At 66.7% G+C, this 19317-nt stretch carries 22 protein-coding genes; 8 read left to right on the forward strand and 14 right to left on the reverse strand.

Going from position 1 to position 19317, the window contains the following annotated elements:
- The first annotated feature begins 7 nt into the window (after positions 1-7).
- Both C935_RS0104060 and C935_RS0104065 read left to right on the forward strand, forming a co-directional pair.
- Entirely contained in the window at positions 8-661 is a 654-nt protein-coding gene (locus C935_RS0104060) for a 7-cyano-7-deazaguanine synthase (RefSeq protein WP_018861237.1), read from the forward strand.
- Positions 658-897, forward strand: coding sequence for a hypothetical protein (locus C935_RS0104065; protein WP_018861238.1), 240 nt, complete (start codon positions 658-660; stop codon positions 895-897). Before C935_RS0104060 ends, C935_RS0104065 begins: the two co-directional genes overlap by 4 nt.
- On the opposite strand, the gene C935_RS0104070 is transcribed toward C935_RS0104065, so the two are convergent.
- Positions 890-1573: an HAD family hydrolase gene (locus C935_RS0104070; protein ID WP_018861239.1), complete on the reverse strand. Its 684-nt coding sequence runs from the start codon at positions 1571-1573 to the stop codon at positions 890-892. The genes C935_RS0104065 and C935_RS0104070 overlap by 8 nt on opposite strands.
- 89 nt (positions 1574-1662) lie before the next feature.
- Between C935_RS0104070 and C935_RS0104075 the strand changes: the two genes are divergently transcribed.
- Genes C935_RS0104075 through cysQ form a run of 3 tightly spaced genes read left to right on the forward strand, consistent with a single transcriptional unit; the run spans position 1663 to position 3818 of the window.
- Complete coding sequence (locus C935_RS0104075) at positions 1663-2376, forward strand: hypothetical protein (RefSeq protein WP_026278628.1); 714 nt, start codon at positions 1663-1665, stop codon at positions 2374-2376.
- A 7-nt stretch (positions 2377-2383) separates the two neighbouring features.
- Positions 2384-2929: an ADP compounds hydrolase NudE gene (nudE, locus tag C935_RS0104080; RefSeq protein ID WP_018861241.1), complete on the forward strand. Its 546-nt coding sequence runs from the start codon at positions 2384-2386 to the stop codon at positions 2927-2929.
- A 55-nt stretch (positions 2930-2984) separates the two neighbouring features.
- Positions 2985-3818: a 3'(2'),5'-bisphosphate nucleotidase CysQ gene (cysQ, locus tag C935_RS0104085; protein ID WP_018861242.1), complete on the forward strand. Its 834-nt coding sequence runs from the start codon at positions 2985-2987 to the stop codon at positions 3816-3818.
- 910 nt (positions 3819-4728) lie between these two features.
- Here cysQ and proC read toward each other — a convergent pair.
- Together proC and C935_RS0104095 are read right to left on the reverse strand one after the other, a co-directional pair.
- Complete coding sequence (gene proC / locus C935_RS0104090) at positions 4729-5547, reverse strand: pyrroline-5-carboxylate reductase (RefSeq protein ID WP_018861243.1); 819 nt, start codon at positions 5545-5547, stop codon at positions 4729-4731.
- Positions 5544-6275, reverse strand: coding sequence for a YggS family pyridoxal phosphate-dependent enzyme (locus C935_RS0104095; protein ID WP_018861244.1), 732 nt, complete (start codon positions 6273-6275; stop codon positions 5544-5546). The genes proC and C935_RS0104095 overlap by 4 nt, the downstream gene beginning before the upstream one ends.
- 143 nt (positions 6276-6418) lie before the next feature.
- Here C935_RS0104095 and C935_RS0104100 point away from each other — a divergent pair, with 143 nt between their 5' ends.
- The 3 genes from C935_RS0104100 to C935_RS0104110 are packed head-to-tail and all read left to right on the forward strand — an operon-like array spanning position 6419 to position 9814.
- The gene (locus tag C935_RS0104100; protein ID WP_018861245.1) at positions 6419-7453 is read left to right on the forward strand and encodes a type IV pilus twitching motility protein PilT; all 1035 of its coding nucleotides are present in this window, start codon (positions 6419-6421) and stop codon (positions 7451-7453) included.
- Between the two features lie 42 nt (positions 7454-7495).
- Positions 7496-8668: a PilT/PilU family type 4a pilus ATPase gene (locus C935_RS0104105; protein ID WP_018861246.1), complete on the forward strand. Its 1173-nt coding sequence runs from the start codon at positions 7496-7498 to the stop codon at positions 8666-8668.
- 27 nt (positions 8669-8695) lie between these two features.
- Positions 8696-9814, forward strand: a complete 1119-nt coding sequence (locus tag C935_RS0104110) for a PilT/PilU family type 4a pilus ATPase (protein WP_018861247.1) — start codon at positions 8696-8698, stop codon at positions 9812-9814.
- A 106-nt stretch (positions 9815-9920) separates the two neighbouring features.
- Here C935_RS0104110 and C935_RS0104115 read toward each other — a convergent pair whose 3' ends face one another.
- The 11 genes from C935_RS0104115 to gshB form a co-directional block, all read right to left on the reverse strand.
- A complete protein-coding gene (locus tag C935_RS0104115) occupies positions 9921-10826 on the reverse strand; it encodes a dihydroorotate dehydrogenase electron transfer subunit (protein WP_018861248.1) in 906 nt (301 codons plus the stop codon).
- 277 nt (positions 10827-11103) lie between these two features.
- Positions 11104-12399 (reverse strand): dihydroorotase, encoded by a 1296-nt coding sequence (locus C935_RS0104120; RefSeq protein ID WP_018861249.1) that lies wholly within the window; start codon positions 12397-12399, stop codon positions 11104-11106.
- Positions 12396-13418 carry an aspartate carbamoyltransferase catalytic subunit gene (locus C935_RS0104125; protein WP_018861250.1) on the reverse strand — a complete coding sequence of 341 codons (1023 nt, stop codon included), beginning with the start codon at positions 13416-13418 and terminating at the stop codon, positions 12396-12398. Before C935_RS0104125 ends, C935_RS0104120 begins: the two co-directional genes overlap by 4 nt.
- Positions 13415-13939 carry a bifunctional pyr operon transcriptional regulator/uracil phosphoribosyltransferase PyrR gene (gene pyrR / locus C935_RS0104130; RefSeq protein WP_018861251.1) on the reverse strand — a complete coding sequence of 175 codons (525 nt, stop codon included), beginning with the start codon at positions 13937-13939 and terminating at the stop codon, positions 13415-13417. Before pyrR ends, C935_RS0104125 begins: the two co-directional genes overlap by 4 nt.
- Positions 13936-14328: a Holliday junction resolvase RuvX gene (gene ruvX, locus C935_RS0104135; RefSeq protein WP_018861252.1), complete on the reverse strand. Its 393-nt coding sequence runs from the start codon at positions 14326-14328 to the stop codon at positions 13936-13938. The genes pyrR and ruvX overlap by 4 nt, the downstream gene beginning before the upstream one ends.
- A gap of 19 nt (positions 14329-14347) precedes the next feature.
- Positions 14348-14926, reverse strand: a complete 579-nt coding sequence (locus tag C935_RS0104140) for a YqgE/AlgH family protein (RefSeq protein ID WP_018861253.1) — start codon at positions 14924-14926, stop codon at positions 14348-14350.
- 366 nt (positions 14927-15292) lie between these two features.
- Positions 15293-16225: an energy transducer TonB gene (locus C935_RS0104145; RefSeq protein WP_026278629.1), complete on the reverse strand. Its 933-nt coding sequence runs from the start codon at positions 16223-16225 to the stop codon at positions 15293-15295.
- Positions 16200-16745, reverse strand: a complete 546-nt coding sequence (locus C935_RS0104150) for a Gx transporter family protein (RefSeq protein ID WP_018861255.1) — start codon at positions 16743-16745, stop codon at positions 16200-16202. The genes C935_RS0104145 and C935_RS0104150 overlap by 26 nt, the downstream gene beginning before the upstream one ends.
- Positions 16746-16752: 7 nt before the next feature.
- The gene (locus C935_RS0104155) at positions 16753-17127 is read right to left on the reverse strand and encodes a NusG domain II-containing protein (RefSeq protein ID WP_018861256.1); all 375 of its coding nucleotides are present in this window, start codon (positions 17125-17127) and stop codon (positions 16753-16755) included.
- The gene (locus C935_RS0104160; RefSeq protein ID WP_018861257.1) at positions 17124-18176 is read right to left on the reverse strand and encodes an FAD:protein FMN transferase; all 1053 of its coding nucleotides are present in this window, start codon (positions 18174-18176) and stop codon (positions 17124-17126) included. The genes C935_RS0104155 and C935_RS0104160 overlap by 4 nt, the downstream gene beginning before the upstream one ends.
- An 18-nt stretch (positions 18177-18194) precedes the next feature.
- The gene (gene gshB, locus C935_RS0104165; protein ID WP_018861258.1) at positions 18195-19136 is read right to left on the reverse strand and encodes a glutathione synthase; all 942 of its coding nucleotides are present in this window, start codon (positions 19134-19136) and stop codon (positions 18195-18197) included.
- Positions 19137-19317 lie beyond the last annotated feature (181 nt).

The raw sequence follows: 19317 nt of genomic DNA on the forward strand, positions 1-19317 counted from the left end.
TGCCCGAATGCACGCTACGGACAAGTACACGGGCGAAGCGCCCCCCGATCTGCTCCTGCTGTCCGGCGGTATCGAGAGCAGCGCCCTGCTGGTGCAACAGCATGCGCAGGCCCGGTCGCTGCGCGCCCTGTGGGTGGATTATGGCCAGCGCAATGCCGAGCGCGAGCGGGCCGCGATCCGCGCCCTGGGCGCGGATTGTGGTGTCGAGCCCGTCGAGATGGATCTGCGCGCGTTGCGACAGGCGTTTGCCAGGCGTTCGGAGTGGGTCGCGCATGTGCCGCTGCCGCAGCGCAACCTGCTGGTGCTGGCGCTGGCGATCAATCTCGCCGAGCACCAGGGAGCGGGGCGCATCCTGCTGGCCCTCAATCGCGAGGACCAGGGGCATGGCCCGGGCTCGCGCCCTTCCTTTATCGGGCATCTCGCGACGCTGGCGGACGAGCTGGTACCGGGGCTGGCGATCGAGGCCCCGCTGATCGAGCGGTCCAAGGCCGAGATCATCCGCGACACCGATCCGCTGGGGATCGACTGGTCCCGCACCTGGAGCTGCCTTCTGGCACAATCACTTCACTGTGGACGCTGCCCGCAGTGCCAGGCGCGTCGCGCGGCCTTTGCCGCGGCGAGCGTGCCCGATCCGACCAGCTACCGCGAACCACCCCGATGACCGAGTCCGTTCTTCCCAAGCATGTGATCGAGCGCCTGGAGATCGCCATCCTCACGGGCGAGACCCTGCAGCTGAACTGGGCCGAGCCCGATTCCAGTCAGGCGTGGTGGGGCAAGGTGATCCCGCGCGAGGTCCGCGAGGCGGACGGGTATCACTGGCTGGACGGCGAGTGCGATGGCCGCGATGTACAGATCCGGCTGGATCTGATCCGCAACCTTCCGACTCCCGTCAAGTAGCGGGCCGTGACCGGCCCGGCAGCCCGGGCAGCAGGTCGGCCAGTGATTCCAGCAGCAGGAAATCCCGCGAGTCCATCGGCTCCCCGCGTTCGTCCGGGTAGCGCATGCCGCGCAGCTCGGACAGGCCCTGCAGCGCTGCGCTGGCCAGGGCCAGCAGGTTGTCGTCGACCAGCAGTGTGCGGGCCGGATTGTAGGGGGCCACGCGCTGCAGGCGTTCCCAGAAGTCGGTGTCCTCCTTGGCACACTCGAGATCGTGGGCAGAGACGATTGTGTCCAGGTGGTCCCCGATCCGCGTGAGTTGGTGCTTGAAGTTGTAGACCTTCGGATGGGCGTTGGTCACCAGGACGCGTCGACGACCGCTACGCTGCAGGGCGTCCAGCAGGGCCTCGGCATGCGGCTTGATCGTGACGTGGTGGGCCAGTTCGCGCTTCAGCCCCAGCACGTCGAGCCCGGTGAAGCGGGTCCAGTGGTCCACGCAGTACCATTCGAGCTTGCCGCGCACGCGCTGCATCTCGTCTTCCAGGCGCCGGCGGGCGCACTCCGGGTCGTCCGGCTGGCAGCGGATGTACTCGGCGGGGATCAGCTCGCGCCAGAAGCGGTTGTCAAAGTGCAGATCGAGCAGCGTGCCGTCCATGTCGAACAGCACCGTGTCGATGTGCGACCAGTCGACATGCACCGATGATTCCTGCGGATTCGGATTTTTTTCGGGGTTTTTGGGGTCCACAGCGAACGGAACCTCAAAGAGGGTGAATTGCGATGGCCTCCATAGTACCCGAATACCGTCTGACCCCCGGTCCCCTGTTTTTGGCGCTGGCCTCTCTGGCGCTGCTGCCGCTTTCCGCACAGGCGATGGATCCGGACGACCCCGATTACGACCCCTTTGAGGACGACAGCCTGTGGGGCGAGACCGTGTCGCCGGACGAGACCCAGACGACCAGCCCCGATCTCAAGTTCCTGACCGAGGAGCCAGAGAAGGTTCCCCATCACCACCAGAATCAGATCACGCTGAGCCAGTCTTCGCTGGAGGACGGCTGGGTGGAATTACGCCAGTGCCATAACGACATTACGCCGATCCGGCGCATGGTGATTGTATACAATGAGGAGCGAATCGATGACCTTCAGGTCGAATCCACAACGAATATCGACCGCGCCGAGGCGCTGGGTGATCGCGTCGATCTGCGCGGAGTGGAGAAGGGCTCCGAGGTCTGCATCACGGCGCGCATGCGCGTGATCGAACATGAGGGGGATGGCATCTACAAGATGGAGAACGGTCCGTTCGTGCGGCGTTTTCTCGACGGCTATTTCCCCATGCGGGTGACCATGGCCGTGAACTGGGGTGACCTGGATCTGCGTCTCGAGGACACCCGGCCCGAGGCTCAGGACGGTTTCGAGGTCGTCGAGTCCGATCATGGCATCATCCTCGACACCCTGTTCGAGGGCGAGCTGAGAACCCAGGTACGCCTGCGCAACGCCGAATGAAGGACGCATGAGTCGAGACAAACCGGATGTCCAGAGTCGTCGCACGGTCGCCCGTAGTCGGCTTTTCGAGGTCGAGGAGCTGGATCTTGAGTTCAGCAACGGGGCACGTACCTGCTTTGAACGCCTGATCAGTCGAGGATACGGCTCGGTCATCGTCGCCCCGGTGCAGGCCGATCGAACCGTGTTGCTGATCCGCGAATACGCGGCCGGTACCCACCGCTACGAACTCGGACTGCCCAAGGGCCGCATCGAGGCACGCGAAGACATTCTGGTCGCCGCTAACCGCGAGATCATGGAGGAGGTCGGGTATGGCGGTCACCGCCTGACCCACCTCGGCGCGTTGACCGTCGCGCCCGGCTACATGTCGCACGAGACGCACCTCATTGTCGCGGAGGACCTCTACCCCCAGCGCGCAGAGGGTGACGAGCCGGAGGCCATCGATGTCGTCCCCTGGTCACTGGACCGGCTGGGTGAACTGGTCGCCCGTGAGGATTGCACCGAGGCGCGCTCTATCGCGGCGCTCTACATGGTGCGTGATTTTCTCGACGCCTGAGCCGGGTTCTGCCAAGGTACGCGCATCCCGTACCACCCGACAGAAAGGATCCCCAATGATCGAACCGCCCAGGGACGCGGCCCTGACCGCCCTGATGCAGGAAGTGGGTGGTCTGGCCGAGGATGCTGGCCGTGCCATCCTCGAGATCTACGAGACCCGCTTCGCGGTCACCGAGAAGGATGACCGTTCCCCGTTGACCGAGGCCGACCTGGCCGCGCACCGCGTGATCGCACAGGGGCTGCGCGAAATTGCGCCGGAGTGGCCGGTGCTGTCCGAGGAGGGGCAGGATGTCCCGTTCGAGCGCCGCCAGCAGTGGCGGACCTACTGGCTGATCGATCCCCTCGATGGTACCCGCGAGTTCGTGAAGCGCACGGGCGAGTTCACGGTCAATATCGCTCTGATTCATGAGCACGAGCCGCTGATGGGGGTGGTCTGGAGCCCGGTCCTGCAGCGGCTGTACGCAGGCCACGCCGGGGGCGGCGCCATCCGGCGTGATGGTTCGGAGGCCCCGCGCACCATCGAAGTGGCGCGCGACCGTATCGACACCGAGCACCCGCTGGTGGCAGGCAGTCGTTCGCACGGGGCCGAGCGGCTGAATGCCGTGCTCGAACGCCTGGGGCCGCACGACCTGGTGAGTCTGGGCAGCTCGATGAAGCTATGCATGGTGGCCGAGGGGGCCGCGGACATCTATCCGCGGCTGGGGCCTACCAGCGAGTGGGATACCGCGGCGGCGCACGCGGTAGTGCGGGCCGCGGGCGGGCATGTGACGGACCTCCGCGGGCAGGAGCTTCGCTACAACACCAAGGAGAGCATGCTCAATCCCGAGTTTCTGGTCTGCGCCGGCAATCCGGCGCGCTGGCTGCGCCGCCTCGGCCTCCCCGACGACTAGCCTTCTCCCGCCCACCAGCTAGCGGGCCTTGATGTGCCCTGGTTGGCCCTCAGCGTCGCTGAGGCTGGGCTTGGTTCGGCCTCTGGAGTTTACGGTGCCTTCGGTCCACCGCCTGCCAAGCGCTCACTCGCGAGCGCACCGCGAGATACTTTCTTGCTTGCCCAAGAAAGTACCCGTCGAGGCGCACCCGGATTCCGCCCGGGGACCTTGCTCCAGGGCCCTCGGGCCGGCGGCGCTGAAACTCGCTGCGCTACGCTCCGCTCAGACAGTCAGCGCCCCCGTTTTTATTGTGAATCGTCCGTCCCGAGGACCCTTCCGCAAGGGGCTTCATACGGGGGGATAAGGTCAAAACAGAAGGTCTCCCCGCGCTTGTGCTTAGCTCCAACGCCGTAGAGTGCGGTTGAGCGCAGCGAAACGCACCGTTCCGACGTCGGGGCAATCCTGATGCGATTCGCTACGCTCATCGGCATCCTGCCTATCCCCCGGCGCCCGCTTGCGGGCGCGGCACGCCATGGCCGTAGGCCGCGCGTGCCGATGATGTCCGAAGACCTAGCCTCCACCCATAAGCACAATCGCCGGGACAGCCGTTGTCTTGACCTTCACCCCCGTTGTCGTCGCGCCGAGTGGAGAGGGTTTTCGCGGGAAGAGAGGCGCTGACTGTCTGAGCGGAGCGTAGCGCAGCGAGTTTCAGCGCCGCCCGCGAAAAGCCTCGGAGCGAGGGAAACCCCGGCCCGCACAGCGGGCCGGGGTCGCGGCAGTCGGGCGTGTTTCTTGGGTACTTCTTTGCACGAGCAAAGAAGTACCTCGCGGCGCGCTCGCGAGTGAGCGCTTGGCAGTATGCGGACCGAAGGCACCGTAAACACCGGATGATGAACCAAGCCCAGCCTGAAAAGCGGTGGCGCGGAGCGCTCTACTGTCCGAGTTCGCGCGAGCGCTCGGCCGCTGCCGCCATCGCGCGGCGCATAAGTCCGCGCAGGTCGCCGTCCTCCAGCACCTGCAGGGCCCGCTCGGTGGTGCCGCCCGGTGACGTCACGCGGTGACGCAGTTCGGCGGGTGGCTCGTCGCTTTCGGCGGCCAGCCGGGTCGCACCCGCCAGTGTGCCGAGGGTCAACTCCAGGGCGGTGTCGGGTGGCAGCCCGAGCGACTGCGCGGCGTCCTGCATCGCCTCGATCATCATGAAGACGTAGGCCGGGCCGCTGCCCGAGGTCGCCGTGACCGCGTGCATCAGCTCCTCGTCCGCTACCGGGATCGCCCGCCCCACTGACTCCAGCAGGCGATTGGCGGTGTCACGGTCCTCGGCGGTGGCCGTGGGGGCGGCGAACAGGCCGGTCACGCCGGCGCCGACCAGGGCCGGTGTATTGGGCATGGCGCGCACGAGGCGAGTGTCGTCACCGAGCCAGCCGGCCAGTTGGGCCGTCGTTATGCCGGCGGCTACCGAGATCACCAGGGGTTGCCCGCGGGCGACTGCCTCGCGCAGCGTGGGAGCCAGGTCCGGCAGGGTCTGTGGCTTGACCGCGAGCACCAGCGTGGCGCTGCCCTCGGCGAGCGTCTCGGGGTTCGCGGCCTGCAGCCCGGGATAGCGGGCCTGGAGATCGCGCACGCGTTCGGCGCTCTTGTCGGCGATCGCGATGCGTTCGGCATCGTGGCCGGACTGGACCAGCCCCTGCAGCAGGGCTTCCCCCATGTTGCCGGCGCCGACAAAGCCGACTTCGAAGCGATGTTCCGTCATGCGGACTCCTGTGTTGATGGGTTACTGGCTGGCGCCGCTCGTGGGCCAAACAAGGCGGTGCCAATGCGAATCACAGTGGCACCCTCGAGAATTGCGGCCTCAAGATCGCCCGACATGCCCATGGACAGGGTGTCCAGGGAGTGCCCCCGCGCATTGAGTTCGTCCTGCAGCTGGCGCAGCCGGGCAAACGGCTGACGCTGGCACTCGCGATCACTTTCCGCGGCCGGCAGGGTCATCAGGCCGCGCAGCGTCAGCCCGGGCAGGTTCGCGACGGTGTCGGCCAGCGCGGCGGCGGCCTCCGGAGGGACACCCGCCTTCTGGCTCTCGTCCGAGACATTGATCTGCAGGCAGACCTGCAAGGGCGGCAGGTCTGCCGGGCGCTGTTCCGACAGGCGGCGGGCAATGCGCTCGCGGTCGATGGTGTGTACCCAGTGAGCGCGCTCGGCGACCGGGCGGGTCTTGTTGCTCTGCAGCGCGCCGATGTAGTGCCACTCGAGCCCCAGGGGCTCCGGGCCGGTCTCGAGTGCGTCGAACTTGTCGACCAGTTCCTGCACATAGTTCTCGCCGAACGCTGTCTGTCCGAGGGTGTGCAGCGCGCGGATGTCGTCGGCCGCACGGGTCTTGGATACGGCCAGCAGCTGCACCGTGTCGGGGTCGCGTCCGGCCTGCTCGCAGGCATGAACCATGCGTTCGCGAACGGCCTTCAGTGCGTGGTCTGGTGCGCTCATGGCCCTATGATATAGTCCGATGAAACGTAAGGGCACCGCCGTCAGGCGGGTGGTGTCCGCCACACGCTGGGGGGCCCGGCAGGGCGCCGCCCGGGATGGGGCGCTGGGGCTGGCGGCCTGTCTCCGGCTGGACAGGGGGATGCATGGATATCACGCAGCTGCTGGCCTTTTCGGTCAAGAACGGGGCCTCGGATCTGCACATCTCGGCGGGCATGCCGCCGATGGTGCGCATCGACGGCGATATGCGCCGCGTGAATGTGCCGGTCATGGACCACAAGGAGGTCCAGGGCCTGATCTACGACATCATGAACGACCGCCAGCGCAAGGACTACGAGGAGTTCCTGGAGACGGACTTCTCGTTCGAGGTCTCGGGGCTGGCGCGTTTTCGTGTCAACGCGTTCAACCAGGACCGGGGCGCTGCGGCGGTCTTTCGTACCATTCCCTCCAAGGTGCTCACGCTGGAAGAACTGGCGGCACCGCGTATCTTCGAGGAGATCGCCAACTATCCGCGTGGCATTGTGCTGGTGACCGGCCCGACCGGTTCGGGCAAGTCGACCACGCTGGCGGGCATGGTCAACCACCGCAACGAAAACGATTACGGGCACATCCTGACGATCGAGGACCCGATCGAATTCGTGCACGAATCGAAGAAGTCGCTGGTGAACCAGCGCGAAGTGCACCGCGATACCCATGGCTTTTCCGAGGCGCTGCGTTCGGCCCTGCGCGAGGATCCCGACACCATCCTGGTCGGCGAGCTGCGTGATCTCGAGACGATCCGCCTTGCGCTGACTGCGGCCGAGACCGGTCACCTGGTCTTTGGAACCCTGCATACCAGTTCCGCCGCCAAGACGATCGACCGTATTGTTGATGTGTTCCCGGCGGCCGAGAAGGACATGGTGCGAGCGATGCTGTCCGAGTCGTTGCGCGCGGTGATTGCGCAGACCCTGATGAAGAAGATTGGGGGTGGTCGTGTCGCGGCGCACGAGATCATGCTTGGAACACCGGCCATTCGAAACCTGATCCGCGAGAACAAAATCGCGCAAATGTACTCGACTATCCAGACCAGTGCCGGAACCGGTATGCAGACCCTCGACCAGTGCCTGAAGGACATGCTGGCCCAGGGCGTGATCAGTCGCGACGACGCCAAGCGCAAGGCCTCCAACCCGGATTCGTTCTGAGCCCCCATCCCGGGTTGGGGATCTGACAACGGGAGAAGCACCATGGATCGTGACAAGGCGATCAAGTACATGCATGACCTGCTGCGGGCCCTGGTGGACCGTGGTGGCTCGGACCTGTTCATCACCGTCGGCATGCCCCCGGCGGCGAAGATCGACGGTCGTGTGGTGCCGATGACGGAGCAGAAACTCACACCGTCGCACACCCAGGCACTGGTGCGTGCGTTGATGAACGACAAGCAGTCGGCGGAGTTCGAGCGACACCAGGAGTGCAACTTCGCGATTGGCTTGCAGGGGGTCTCGCGTTTTCGCGTGAATGTGTTCACCCAGCGTGGCAGCCCCGGAATGGTGCTGCGTACGATCAACTCGGTGATTCCTAGATTCGAGGACATCCAGATGCCCCCGCAGCTGGAGGAGATCACCCAGGAGCGCCGAGGCCTGGTGATCTTTGTCGGCGGCACCGGCTCGGGGAAGTCGACCTCGCTGGCCGCCATGATCGGTTATCGCAACCGCACCTCCGCGGATCACATTGTCACTATCGAGGACCCGATCGAGTTCGTCCACGAGCATGACAAGAGCATCATCACCCAGCGCGAGGTGGGCGTGGACACCGAGGGTTACGAGATCGCGCTGAAGAACACCCTGCGCCAGGCGCCGGATGTCATCCTGATTGGCGAGATCCGCGACCGCGAGACGATGGATTATGCCATCGCCTTTGCCGAGACCGGGCACCTGTGCCTGTCCACCCTGCATGCCAACAGCACCAACCAGGCGCTGGACCGCATCATCAACTTCTTCCCCGAGGACCGGCGCGAACAACTGCTGATGGATCTGTCGCTGAACCTGAAAGCGGTGATCTCGCAGCGCCTGGTGCGGCAGGAACATGGCGAGGGCCGCGTGCCGGCGGTGGAGATCCTGATCAACACCCCGCTGATGGCCGATCTGATGCTGAAGGGTGCGGTGCACGAGATGAAGGAACTGATGTCGCGCTCCCGCGAGCAGGGCATGCAGACCTTTGACCAGGCACTGTTCGACCTCTACGAGACCCGCAAGATTAGTTACGAGGAGGCCCTGCGCAACGCCGATTCGGTGAACGACCTGCGCCTGCGTATCAAGCTCGATTCACGGCGTGCACAGGACGATGGTGCTCCGGCGGTGTCCGACGAGGGCGAGGGTCTGGCGGTGGACGAACGTCCAGAGGACTACAGCGTCCGCTGACGGCCTGCGCCGACCGGGAGATCACTAATGAGCCAGATGCAGATCGAACCGTACCTGAGTCTGATGGCGCAGAAGAGGGCCTCGGATCTGTTTTTCGTGACCGGTGCGCCCGCGAGTATCAAGGTCGACGGGATCCTGCAGCCGATCTCGCGCAAGGCCCTTGCCCCCGGTCAGGCGGAGGCCATCGCGCGCGAGATGATGAACGAGCACCAGGCCGAGATCTTCGACCGCGAGACGGCGGTCAACTTCGGCATTTCGCGCTCCGGGCTGGGACGCTTTCGCGTGAACGTCTATCGCCAGCGCAGCGAGGTTGCGATGGTGATCCGCTTTATCCGCATGTCCATTCCGACCATCGAACAACTCGGGCTGCCCGCAGTCTTGCAGGAGTTTGTCGCGCACCAGGATGGGCTGATCCTGATCGTCGGCGCCACCGGGACGGGGAAATCCACCACGCTGGCTTCGATGATCGATCATCGCAATACGCATTCCAGCGGTCACATCCTCACTGTCGAGGACCCGATCGAGTTTCTCTTTACACACAAGCGTTCGATCGTCGGGCAGCGTGAGGTGGGGATCGACACGCCGAGCTATGATCACGCCCTGCAGGAGGGTATGCGCGAGGCCCCGGACGTGATCATGATTGGCGAGGTGCGTTCGCGCGAGACTATGCGCGCGGCGCTGACCTATGCCGACACCGGCCACCTCGTACTGACGACCCTGCACGCGACCAATGCCAGTCAGGCCCTGGATCGCGTGATCAACCTGTTCCCCGAAGACAACCGTTCGCAGATCCTCTCGGATCTGTCGCTGAACCTGCGCGCGATCATCGCCCAGCGGCTGTTGCAGACCAAGGACGGGCAGCGTGTGGCCGCGCTGGAAATCATGGTGAACACGCCGTATATCGCCGAACTGATCCGTGACGAGAAGATCAGCGAGATCAAGGAGATCATGGCCAAGGGCAGCTCGGTGGGTATGCAGACCTTCGATCAGGCCATCGTCAAGCTGTTCAAGGGCGGCCGGGTCATGCTGGACGAGGCCCTGAACAAGGCGGATTCGCGCGCCGATCTTGAATGGCGCCTCAACTTCGGTGGCGGCGTCTCCGCAGCCGACGAGGCCGAGGAAGACCTTCAACTCCCCGAGCGGTAGGATGCGCTGAGCGAAGCGAACCGCATCACCCTCCGTTCCTGCAACTCAGACTCCGGATCGTCTCCGTGAGCTTTACGGGGTGAAGGTCTCGGTCGGGGTTCGCCCCTCAGGCCCGCGCCGGCTCCGGGAATACGTCGGCGGCGGCGAATACCGGGCCATCCACGCAGACTCGCTTCATCGCGACTCCGTCGGGGGAGCGCACCGGTACCGTGCAGCCGGCGCAGCCGCCCACCGCGCAGGCCATGAATTCCTCCAACGAAACCTGACAGGGCAGGCCGAACTCTGCCGCCAGTTCCGCGCAGGCCTCGAGCATCGGGTGCGGGCCGCAGGCATAGAGCTCGACCTGATCACGTTCCGCAGGCGAGAGCGTCTTGAGCCAGGCCCGGCCAAGATCGGTCACGAAGCCGTCGTGGGCGCCGGGGATACCGGCCTTCGAGGTCAGGCGGCAGGCCACGCCCCAGTCCTCCAGCAGCGGCAGGGTCGCGATCGCCCCGTCCGGCAGCCCTGGCCAGAGGATTTCCGAGGGTTTGGCGCGAAACGGGAACGGCACCTCGGAGCCTAGGATCGCGCGGGTCTGGCCCGCCTCGCCCTGGCGGCGCAGGTGGTCGGCCAGAAAGATCATTGGAGGGATGCCGACGCCCCCTCCGAGCAGCAGCCGCAGCGGGCGTTCGGGATTCAGCCGGAACGGGACCCCGATCGGCCCCAGCACACTCAGAGAGTCGCCCACCGGTTGCTGCGAGAGCGCCCGTGTGCCGTCGCCCACCACCTTGTAGAGGAACTCGACCCATCCGGCGTCGCGGTCGACCCGCTGGATCGACAGGGGGCGCCGCATCGGCAGATTCGGCGAACACTGGATGTGGGCAAACTGCCCGGGCGCGGCATGGCGCGCGCATTCGGGCGCCTCGACGCGCAGGATCCACTGCTCGGCCCCGGCATCCTGGTGGTCCAGTATGCGGGCGGCCTCCTGGAAGATTGTGCCGCGGTGGGGGCGTTCGGTGCCGGTGGCGGTCATGCGTTGTCCTTAGGGAAACACTGGATAATGTACACGCTCGCGCTCGAGTCGCTTTTGCGTGCGAACAAGGCGCGGTGACTGCCGTGCAGTGACTCTGCACAAGGGAGCCGCAACGCCGTGCGCATGCAAAAGCGGCCGAGCCCCTGCTGTAATGGCTTGTGGGGTTGGCACCCCAGGTTCCCCGATCCAGCGTTGCGCCGCTTGCGGGTAGAACCACTACCCGCTGCGCGACGCGCCTTGTCTCGGAAAACCTGGGGTGCCAACGCGAGCGTGTACATTATTCAGTGTTTCCCTCAGTGGGCTGAGTCCAGGCCGGACGGCCCGCCACCCAGGTCTCGCGGACCTGGCCGGAGAAGGTCCAGCCGAAAAACGGCGAGTTGCGCCCGGTGCTCAGCCAGTCCTGCTTTCGCATCTCGTGCAGTGCGGCGGGATCGTACAGCACGAAATCGGCGCGCGCACCGGCGCCCAGACGGCCCTGTTCGAACCCAAGGATTTCCGCGGGTCCGGACGTCACGCGCGCCAGCGCCTCGCCCAAACTCAGCAGACCATCCTCGACCAGGCGCAGGGTCAGGGGGAGCAGGGTCTCCAGGGCCGAGATCCCGGGCTCGGTCCCCGCAAACGGCCCGAGTTTGGCGTCCGCCTCATGCGGCTGGTGGTCCGAGCAAATGGCGCTGATCTCGCCGCGCGCGACGGCCGCGCGCAGACCGTCACGGTCGCGCTGGGCACGCAGCGGCGGGATCACATGGCCGTTCGGGTCATACTCGGCCACATCGACCTCGGTCAGGAACAGCTGGTGGGCGGCGACATCGGCGGTGACCGGCAGGCCCTCGGCGCGTGCCTTGGCGATCATCTCGGCCCCGCGGCGCGTCGACAGCCGCGCGACGTGCACGCGTGCCCCGGTCTGTTCGACCAGGGCCAGGATGGCGCCCAGTGCGGCGGTTTCGGCCGCCTCCGGGATGCCCGACAGGCCCAGGCGCGTGGAGACCGCACCCTCGTGCATGCAGCCCGACCCGGTCAGCGACAGGTCCTGGGCGGGCAGTACGATCGTCAGACCGAAAGTGGTCGCATATTCCAGGGCTCGGCGCAGCACCAGCAGGCTGGCCAGCGGCCTGTGGGCGTTGCTCACACCGCGGGCCCCCGCCTGCTGCAGCGCCGCCATCTCGGCAAGCTGCTGGCCCTCCAGACGTTGTGTGAGGGCACCGAGGGTATAGACCCGCACCCCGCAGGCCTGCCGCGCGCGGCGCGCGATTAGCTCGATCTCGGCCGGGGAGTCGATCGGTGGATCGGTATCCGGGGGAATCACGACGCTGGTGATGCCCCCGCGCGCGGCGGCCAGCGTCTCGCTGGCGATGGTGGCCTTGTGCTCCTCGCCGGGCTCGCGCATGCGCGCGGACAGGTCGATCAGGCCGGGGAACACCCAAAGCCCGGTGCCATCGATGCGCCGGCGCGGTTCGAAGCCGTCCGGTATCTGGCCCCGTGCGAGAATCTCGGCGCCCTGCAGGCAGAGCGCCCCGACTTCGTCGTAGTCGTCCGCCGGGTCGATAATCCGGACGTTCTCGATCAGCACACTCACGACTGATGCGCCCCCATCACCATGGACATCACGGCCTGGCGGACCGAGATGCCGTAGGTCACCTGTTGCAGGATCACCGAGTGCGGGCCGTCCGCCACGGCGGACTCGATCTCCACGCCGCGGTTGGCCGGGCCCGGGTGCATCACCAGGCAGGTGGGATGGGCCAGTTGCAGGCGCCGCGAGGTCAGGCCGAACAGCTGGTAGTACTCGTGTTCGGAGGGCAGGTGGGCGTTCTCCATGCGTTCGCGCTGCAGGCGCAGCATGATGATTACGTCGACATCCTTCAGACCTGCGTCGAGGTCGTTGTAGACGTGCACGCCGAGCTGGTCGACATCCGCCGGCAGCAGTGAGCAGGGCGCGACCACGCGCACCTCGCCGGTCTGCAGGATGTTGAGCGCGTGGATCTGCGAGCGCGCGACGCGCGAGTGCAGGATGTCACCGACGATCGCGACCTTCAGCTTGGTGAAGTCGCCCTTGTGCCGGCGGATGGTGAACATGTCCAGCAGGGCCTGGGTGGGGTGCGCGTGGCGGCCGTCGCCGGCATTGAGCACGCTGATGCCCGGGGCGACATGGCGGGCGATGAAATGCGCGGTTCCGCTCTCCTCGTGGCGCACAACAAACATGTCCACGTTCATCGCCTCGAGGTTGCGCAGGGTGTCCAGCAGGCTCTCGCCCTTGACCGCCGAGGAGGTGCTGATGTTGATGTTGAGTACGTCCGCGGACAGGCGCTTGGCGGCCAGTTCGAAGGTGGTGCGGGTGCGGGTGCTGGCCTCGAAGAACAGATTGACGATGGTCTTGCCGCGCAGCAGCGGCACCTTCTTGACCGCCTTTTCGTTCATGTTCGCGAACGACTCGGCGGTATCCAGGATCTCGTTCAGGAGGTCGCGGTTGAGGCCCTCGATGGTGAGCAGGTGGCGCAGCTGGCCGTCATCGGTCAGCTGCAGGCGATTGGGCAACGGGCCCGGCTCCGGCAGGCGGGCAGCGCCGGCCAGGGACGGGGTGACCACGGCATCGCTCATGCGTCGGCGTCTCCATCGCTCTCGAGGGTGACGCGCTCCAGGCGCAGGGGTTCGGGGCCTCGCAGCTTGATCTGTTCCCGGTCGCCCAGTTCCATGTGTTCCCCGACGATCGCGGCGGAAATGGGCAGCTCGCGCCCATCGCGCTCGACCAGCACGGCGAGGGTGACCGAGGCAGGACGCCCGTAGTCGAACAGTTCATTCAGGGCGGCGCGTATTGTACGCCCGGTGTACAGCACGTCATCCACCAGGAGGACGTGCACGCCGTCCAGGTCCTCCGGCAGCTCGGACGGGCGGACCTGCGGATGCATGCCGATGCGCGAGAAGTCGTCGCGGTAGAAGCTGATATCCAGCTTGCCCAGCGGCCTTTCCACCCCGAGGCGTTCGCGCAGGTGCTCGGCGATCCAGACACCGCCAGAGTGGATGCCGACCACCATCGGGTTGTCCATGTCGTGTCTGGCCAGGTACTGGCGCGCCTGTTCGGCCATGCGGTCGAGCAGGGTTGGGACGTCCGGCGTCATCATGCGTTCTCCTGAAACCAGCCTTCTAGGATGACCGCGGCAGCGTGGGCGTCCAGCCCCGGGTCGTGGCGTCCCCGCCCGCTGCGCTCGCGGGCCAGGTGCGATGTCAGATGCTCGTCGTACCAGTATACCGGCTGGTCGTAGCGTGCTTCGAGGGCCGCCCCGAATGCGCGGATCCGTTTGGCCAGCGGGGTGGGTTTCCCGTCCGCCTGGGTGGGCCAGCCGACCACAAAGCCCTCGGGCGCCCACTCGCTTACCAGGCTGTCGATCACGGGCCACAGCTCCGGTGAGTCGGTGTTGAGCGTGCGCAGTCCGCGCGCCGCGCCGGTGAGTTCCTCGCCCACCGCGATCCCGATCCGTCGGCGGCCGTAGTCGAAGGCCAGAAGCCCCATCGCGTTGCCTCGGCCCGCCTCAGGCGTGGCCGGGCGCTGAACTGATCAGGTTGACGTCGATCCCGATCAACTGCGCGGCCGCGGCCCAGCGCTCGGCGCTGGGGTGGTCGAACAGGATGTCGGCATGGGCGCGGGTGGTGAGCCAGACGTTCTCGGCCAGCTCGCTCTCGAGCTGGCCCGGCCCCCAGCCGGCGTGTCCCAGGGCAATGAGGACGCGGCTTGGGCCGCGGCCCTCGTTGATGGCCTCCAGGATGTCGCGCGAGGTGGTCAGCACGATGGAGTCGGTGATGGGCTGGCTGCCTCGCCACTCGGGCTTTCCAGTGTGCAGCACGAAGCCGTGCTCGGGCTGGACCGGGCCGCCCCGGTAGACCGGGATCTCCGGCAGCTCGTCGCGCGGTTCGAGATCGACGTGCTGCAGCAGGTCGCGCAGCGACAGCTCGGTCGGCTGGTTGATCACGAGGCCCAAAGCCCCTTCGGCGTCGTGATCGCAGATATAGGTGACCGCATGGCTGAAGTAGCCATCGTTCAGGCTCGGCATGGCGATCAGGAAGTGGTCGCGCAGGCTGGCCGCGCTCGAGCTGGAAGGGGCTTGCGTCATGTGTTCAGTATCGGCGCTGCTCCGTTATGCCGCAAGGAACCCGGCCCCGGTACCAGTCGCATCGCTGCTAGGGAAACACTGGTTAATGTACACGCTCGTGTTGGCACCCCAGGTTCTCCGAGACAAGGCGCGGTGCGCAGCCGGTAGTGGTTCTACCGGCCCGTTTTTGACGGATGCGGGCCGCAACGCAGGATCGGGGAGCCTGGGGTGCCAACCCCACACCCCATTGAATGCCGGGGCTCGGCCGCTTTTGCGCGGGAATGGCGTTGCGGCTCCCTTGTGTAGAATGACTGCACGGCAGTCACCGCGCCTTGTTCACACGCAAAAGCGACTCGAGCACGAGCGTGTACATTGATCAGTGTTTCCCTAACGAATCTGCTCCATCTGGTCGCGGCGAAAGGCCCAGGTCCGGGTGATCACGAGTTCGTCGTATTCCTCACGCATCTGCTCGGTGAAGGGGGCATAAGGGGCGGCTAGTTCCACGATGCGCATCGCGGCCTGGTCGAGCACCGGCTCGCCGGAGCTGCGGGCGATCTCGATGTTCATCAACTCGCCCTCCGGGTTCAGGCGCACCGACAGCACCAGTGTGCCGGACAGGCCCCGGCGGCGGGCCTCGTCGGGGTAGTTCAGGTTGCCCACGCGTTCGACCTTGTTGATCCAGGCCTGCAGGTAGGCGGCCTCCGGTGCGCTGCGCGCGGCGAGGCTGTCGAGATAGCGGGTACGGGTGGCACGCGTGGAGAATTCGCGGCGCTCCTCGGCCGGGGCCGCGCGTGCTGTATCCAGACCCCGGTTCATCAGTGCGGCAGCCGATGGCCGCTCCTCCGCCTGCGGGGACTCGATCGGTTCGGGTTCGGCGACCTCGGGGGCTGCCGGCTCGGCTTCGTCCGTCTCGGCCTCCACGGCTTCGGGCTCCGGTTCGGGTTCCGGTTGGGCGGGCTCCATGACCAGCGGGCCCGCGTCCGGCAGCGGGGCATCGATCCCCTCGGGCTCCGGTTCGCCGACGCCTTCGGCCTCGGCCTCCGGTGCCAGTGCCTCCTGCACTTCCTCGCCTTCGCCGCTGGCGGCCTGGTCTTCGGTGGCGATGCGTTCGACCTCTTCCGGCTCCGGCGCCTGTGCGTCCGGGTCGGTCACCCAGGTCACGTCCAGGGGCTCGCGGGAAGGGGTATCCAGCGGGTCGACGGTGAACCCGATGCCCAGGATGACCAGGGCATGCGCGACCACGGCCAGAAACAGCATCGGGCCTAGCTGGCCACGACGCTGTGGGGGCTCGGGTTCAAGGATGCCGTGCGAGACGGACATGGCGCTGGATCCGGGGGTCTGCGAGCACGTGTGCCGCCAGTATACCGGTCACGCTGCCGGTAATCAGAGCGGCCAGCAACAGAGGGGGGAGCACCAGTGGCAGGTTCGGGTGGGGGATGATCACGCCCCAGGCCAGCAGGAACTGGCCGGTGATGTGCGCCATCGCGGCGGCGATGGCCAGGCCCAGGGCGCCAACGTGTCGCGGCGTCAGTGGGCGCAGCAGACCGAGCGCGGCCAGGGCGGCCAGGGCGCCGGCCAGCGACAGCCAGAAAGCGGGGCTCAGCAGCGTGCCGAGCAGTAGGGCGGCGCCGACGACCCGGATCAGGGTGACGGCGACCGCCGCGCGCCAGCCGAGGGTCAGCAGGGCGATCAGGGTCACGATGTTCGCAAGCCCTGGTTTGATACCGGGTACCGGGCTCGGGATCGCCGCCTCCAGGACCTGGACACCGATGGCGATGGCGGCCAGCGCGGCGATCGCGCGGTCGCGCGGCGTCAGCGTGTCGGGGAAGGAAGTGGTCACGTTGGGCTCAGTAGTGAAGGCTGTCGTAGCCGGGGCCGTGACCCTGGACCTGCAGGGTCAGCCGGTTGGGCAGGCTGACCGCGACCTCGCCGTGGCGCTGCAGCCAGCCGCTGTTCTCGCAGATGTTGCGGGTGCCGGGGGAGTCGGCGCAGCGGGCCCGCCCCGGCTCGATCTGGACGCGGGTGACGCCGGCAGGCCCCTGGATCTCGATCTCACGGGCGCGGTCCAGGGGTTCCTGCCGCGGCGGCTCGCCGGTCTGGGTGATGACCAGCATGGAGGCCTCGCTATCTGGAAGATAGGCGAGGGCAAAGGCCGCGACCACAACGCCACTGGCCAGGGCGGCGATCACCCCGTCACCCCAGCGCAGGCTAGAAAACGTCACGGCAGTTTGCGCTCCTCGAGCGCGGGCTGGCCGTCTTCCAGGCGCACGCGTTCGGCCATTGCCGGTGTTGCCTCGATGCGGTCATCGAGTACCACGAGGGCGGCCTCGATACCCATCTTGCGGGCGTAGCGGGGCCATTCCTCGGGGCCGGCAATCATCAGTGTGGTCGCGGCGGCGTCGGCCAGGGCGGGGTCGCTGTGCAACACGGTCGTGCCGTGGATGCCTTCGCTGGGGCGCCCGGTGTGCGGGTCGATCACATGGTGGATGTGTTCGCCCTCCCATTCGTAGCCGCGCTCATAGTCGCCGGAGCTGAACAGTGCCTCGCCTGCATCAAGCTCGATGCTCCCGAGAATGCCGCCCTGGGGATGCCGGATCGCGACGCGCCAGGGTCGATCGGCAGGCCGTCCGAGGGTCATTAAATCGCCACCAGCGTTGAAGATCGCGGCCTCTACACCTTGATCCTGAAGCAGGTCGAGCATGCGTTCGACAGCGAGCCCCTTGGCGAGCCCCCCGAAATCCAGCTGCAGGTCCGCGTGCTGGCCGCGCAGACGCACCCCGTTGCGCTCGACGTCGCGCATGCTGGGCGGATCCTCTAGCAGCGCCTCCAGGGTTTCGTCATCCGGTGGTGGGCCCTCGGGCTCGTCCTGATGAAAGCCCCAGGCGGCGATCAGCTTGCCCAGCGCCGGGTTGAACAGGCCGTCGCTCAGCTCTTCCATCTCCTTGCCACGTTCGATCAGCGGCAGTACGGAGGGTGGGGCGCTGAACTCGGCCCGAAGCGCCAGCAGTTCATTGGTGCGCCCAAGTGACCCGGGCTCCCAGGCATGCCAGGAGGTATGCAGGATCTCCAGTTCGGCCTGCAGTTCGGATTCCAGCGCCTCCAGATCGTAGGCCCCGGCGGGGTAGAGCGTGACGTCCACGATCGTGCCGAAGGCGTAGAAATTCAGTGTTTCGGTGTCCGGTGTGTCGCGGTCGCAGCCGGTCAGGGCCAGCGCGGCGAGCAGGATCGGTCCGAGGAGGGCCTGGCGGGTGCGCGGAAACGGAATCGGCATGGGCATCACCTCGCGAGGTCAGGGGTGGGTCAGGAAGTCGATGAACTGGCCGGCGAGGTCATCGCCGCGGGCGGCATCGAGCTCGCGCACGCCGGTGGGGCTGGTGACGTTGATCTCGGTCAGGTAATCGCCGATCACGTCGATGCCGACGAAGTCCAGGCCGCGGCGTTTCAGTTCCGGGGCGATCTGCGCGCAGATCCAGCGGTCACGATCGGTCAGGGGCACGGCCTCGCCACGCCCGCCGGCGGCCAGGTTGGCTCGGGTCTCGCCCTCGGCCGGGATCCGTGCCAGCGCGTAATCGTAGGGTTCGCCCCCGATCAGGATGATGCGCTTGTCGCCGGCGGTGTATTCCGGCAGGAAGCGCTGGGCGACGATGGTGCGTTGGTCGAATTCGGTCATGGTTTCGAGGATCACCGAGAGGTTGGGGTCGCCCTCGCGGATGCGGAATACCGAGGCCCCGCCCATGCCGTCCAGCGGCTTGACCACGATGTCGCCGTGGCGCTCGAGGAAGGCGCGGATGCGGCTGCGGTCGCGAGTGATCAGGGTCGGCGGCCCGCAGTCGACGAAATGCGTGGCGAAGGCCTTCTCGTTCACGTCGCGCAGGGCCCCGGGTCGATTGACTACCCGTACGCCGTCCCGCTCGGCCAGGTCCAGGGCGTAGGTGGCGTAGATGTATTCGAGGTCGAAGGGCGGGTCCTTGCGCATCAGCAGGAGATCGAAGCGGCTGGCGGCGCCCTCTTCTTCCGAGCCCAGGGTGTAGTAGTCCTCGCGCTGGTCGCGCACCTCCACCGGGCGGCTGCGGGCGTGTGCGCGTCCTTCTTCAATCCACAGATCGCCGGGTTCCAGGTAGTGCAGGCGATGCCCTCGCGCCTGGGCGGCGAGCAGCATGGCGAAGGTGGTGTCCTTCCAGGGCTTGATGCCGACGATTGGGTCCATCAGGACAGCGATGTCATGCGCCACGAGCGGTTCCGCGGTGTCGAAGTGTGGCTCGAGTATGCCATGTCATTGCGGCGCTCATGGATTCCCGTGGAGGCAGGGCAAATGTGTGTTCGCTTGCGCTCCTTGCGCTGCTCGCGGGGGCACGCAATATCATTGTGCGCTGTTTGTCATGGACTCGAGCTTCCGCTAGATTCGGGGGCGC

Source organism: Thioalkalivibrio sp. ALJ3 (genome assembly GCF_000377205.1).
Classification (GTDB): domain Bacteria; phylum Pseudomonadota; class Gammaproteobacteria; order Ectothiorhodospirales; family Ectothiorhodospiraceae; genus Thioalkalivibrio.

Coding starts and splice junctions, on each gene's coding strand:
- C935_RS0104105 (WP_018861246.1), top strand. CDS start 7,496: ATGGATCGTGACAAGGCGATCAAGTACATGCATGACCTGCTGCGGGCC.
- C935_RS0104160 (WP_018861257.1), bottom strand. CDS start 18,176: ATGCCGATTCCGTTTCCGCGCACCCGCCAGGCCCTCCTCGGACCGATC.
- C935_RS0104060 (WP_018861237.1), top strand. CDS start 8: ATGCACGCTACGGACAAGTACACGGGCGAAGCGCCCCCCGATCTGCTC.
- C935_RS0104095 (WP_018861244.1), bottom strand. CDS start 6,275: ATGAGCGCACCAGACCACGCACTGAAGGCCGTTCGCGAACGCATGGTT.
- C935_RS0104140 (WP_018861253.1), bottom strand. CDS start 14,926: ATGACGCAAGCCCCTTCCAGCTCGAGCGCGGCCAGCCTGCGCGACCAC.
- C935_RS0104115 (WP_018861248.1), bottom strand. CDS start 10,826: ATGACCGCCACCGGCACCGAACGCCCCCACCGCGGCACAATCTTCCAG.
- C935_RS0104145 (WP_026278629.1), bottom strand. CDS start 16,225: ATGTCCGTCTCGCACGGCATCCTTGAACCCGAGCCCCCACAGCGTCGT.
- ruvX (WP_018861252.1), bottom strand. CDS start 14,328: ATGGGGCTTCTGGCCTTCGACTACGGCCGCCGACGGATCGGGATCGCG.
- proC (WP_018861243.1), bottom strand. CDS start 5,547: ATGACGGAACATCGCTTCGAAGTCGGCTTTGTCGGCGCCGGCAACATG.
- C935_RS0104125 (WP_018861250.1), bottom strand. CDS start 13,418: ATGAGCGATGCCGTGGTCACCCCGTCCCTGGCCGGCGCTGCCCGCCTG.
- C935_RS0104110 (WP_018861247.1), top strand. CDS start 8,696: ATGAGCCAGATGCAGATCGAACCGTACCTGAGTCTGATGGCGCAGAAG.
- C935_RS0104100 (WP_018861245.1), top strand. CDS start 6,419: ATGGATATCACGCAGCTGCTGGCCTTTTCGGTCAAGAACGGGGCCTCG.
- cysQ (WP_018861242.1), top strand. CDS start 2,985: ATGATCGAACCGCCCAGGGACGCGGCCCTGACCGCCCTGATGCAGGAA.
- pyrR (WP_018861251.1), bottom strand. CDS start 13,939: ATGATGACGCCGGACGTCCCAACCCTGCTCGACCGCATGGCCGAACAG.
- nudE (WP_018861241.1), top strand. CDS start 2,384: ATGAGTCGAGACAAACCGGATGTCCAGAGTCGTCGCACGGTCGCCCGT.
- C935_RS0104065 (WP_018861238.1), top strand. CDS start 658: ATGACCGAGTCCGTTCTTCCCAAGCATGTGATCGAGCGCCTGGAGATC.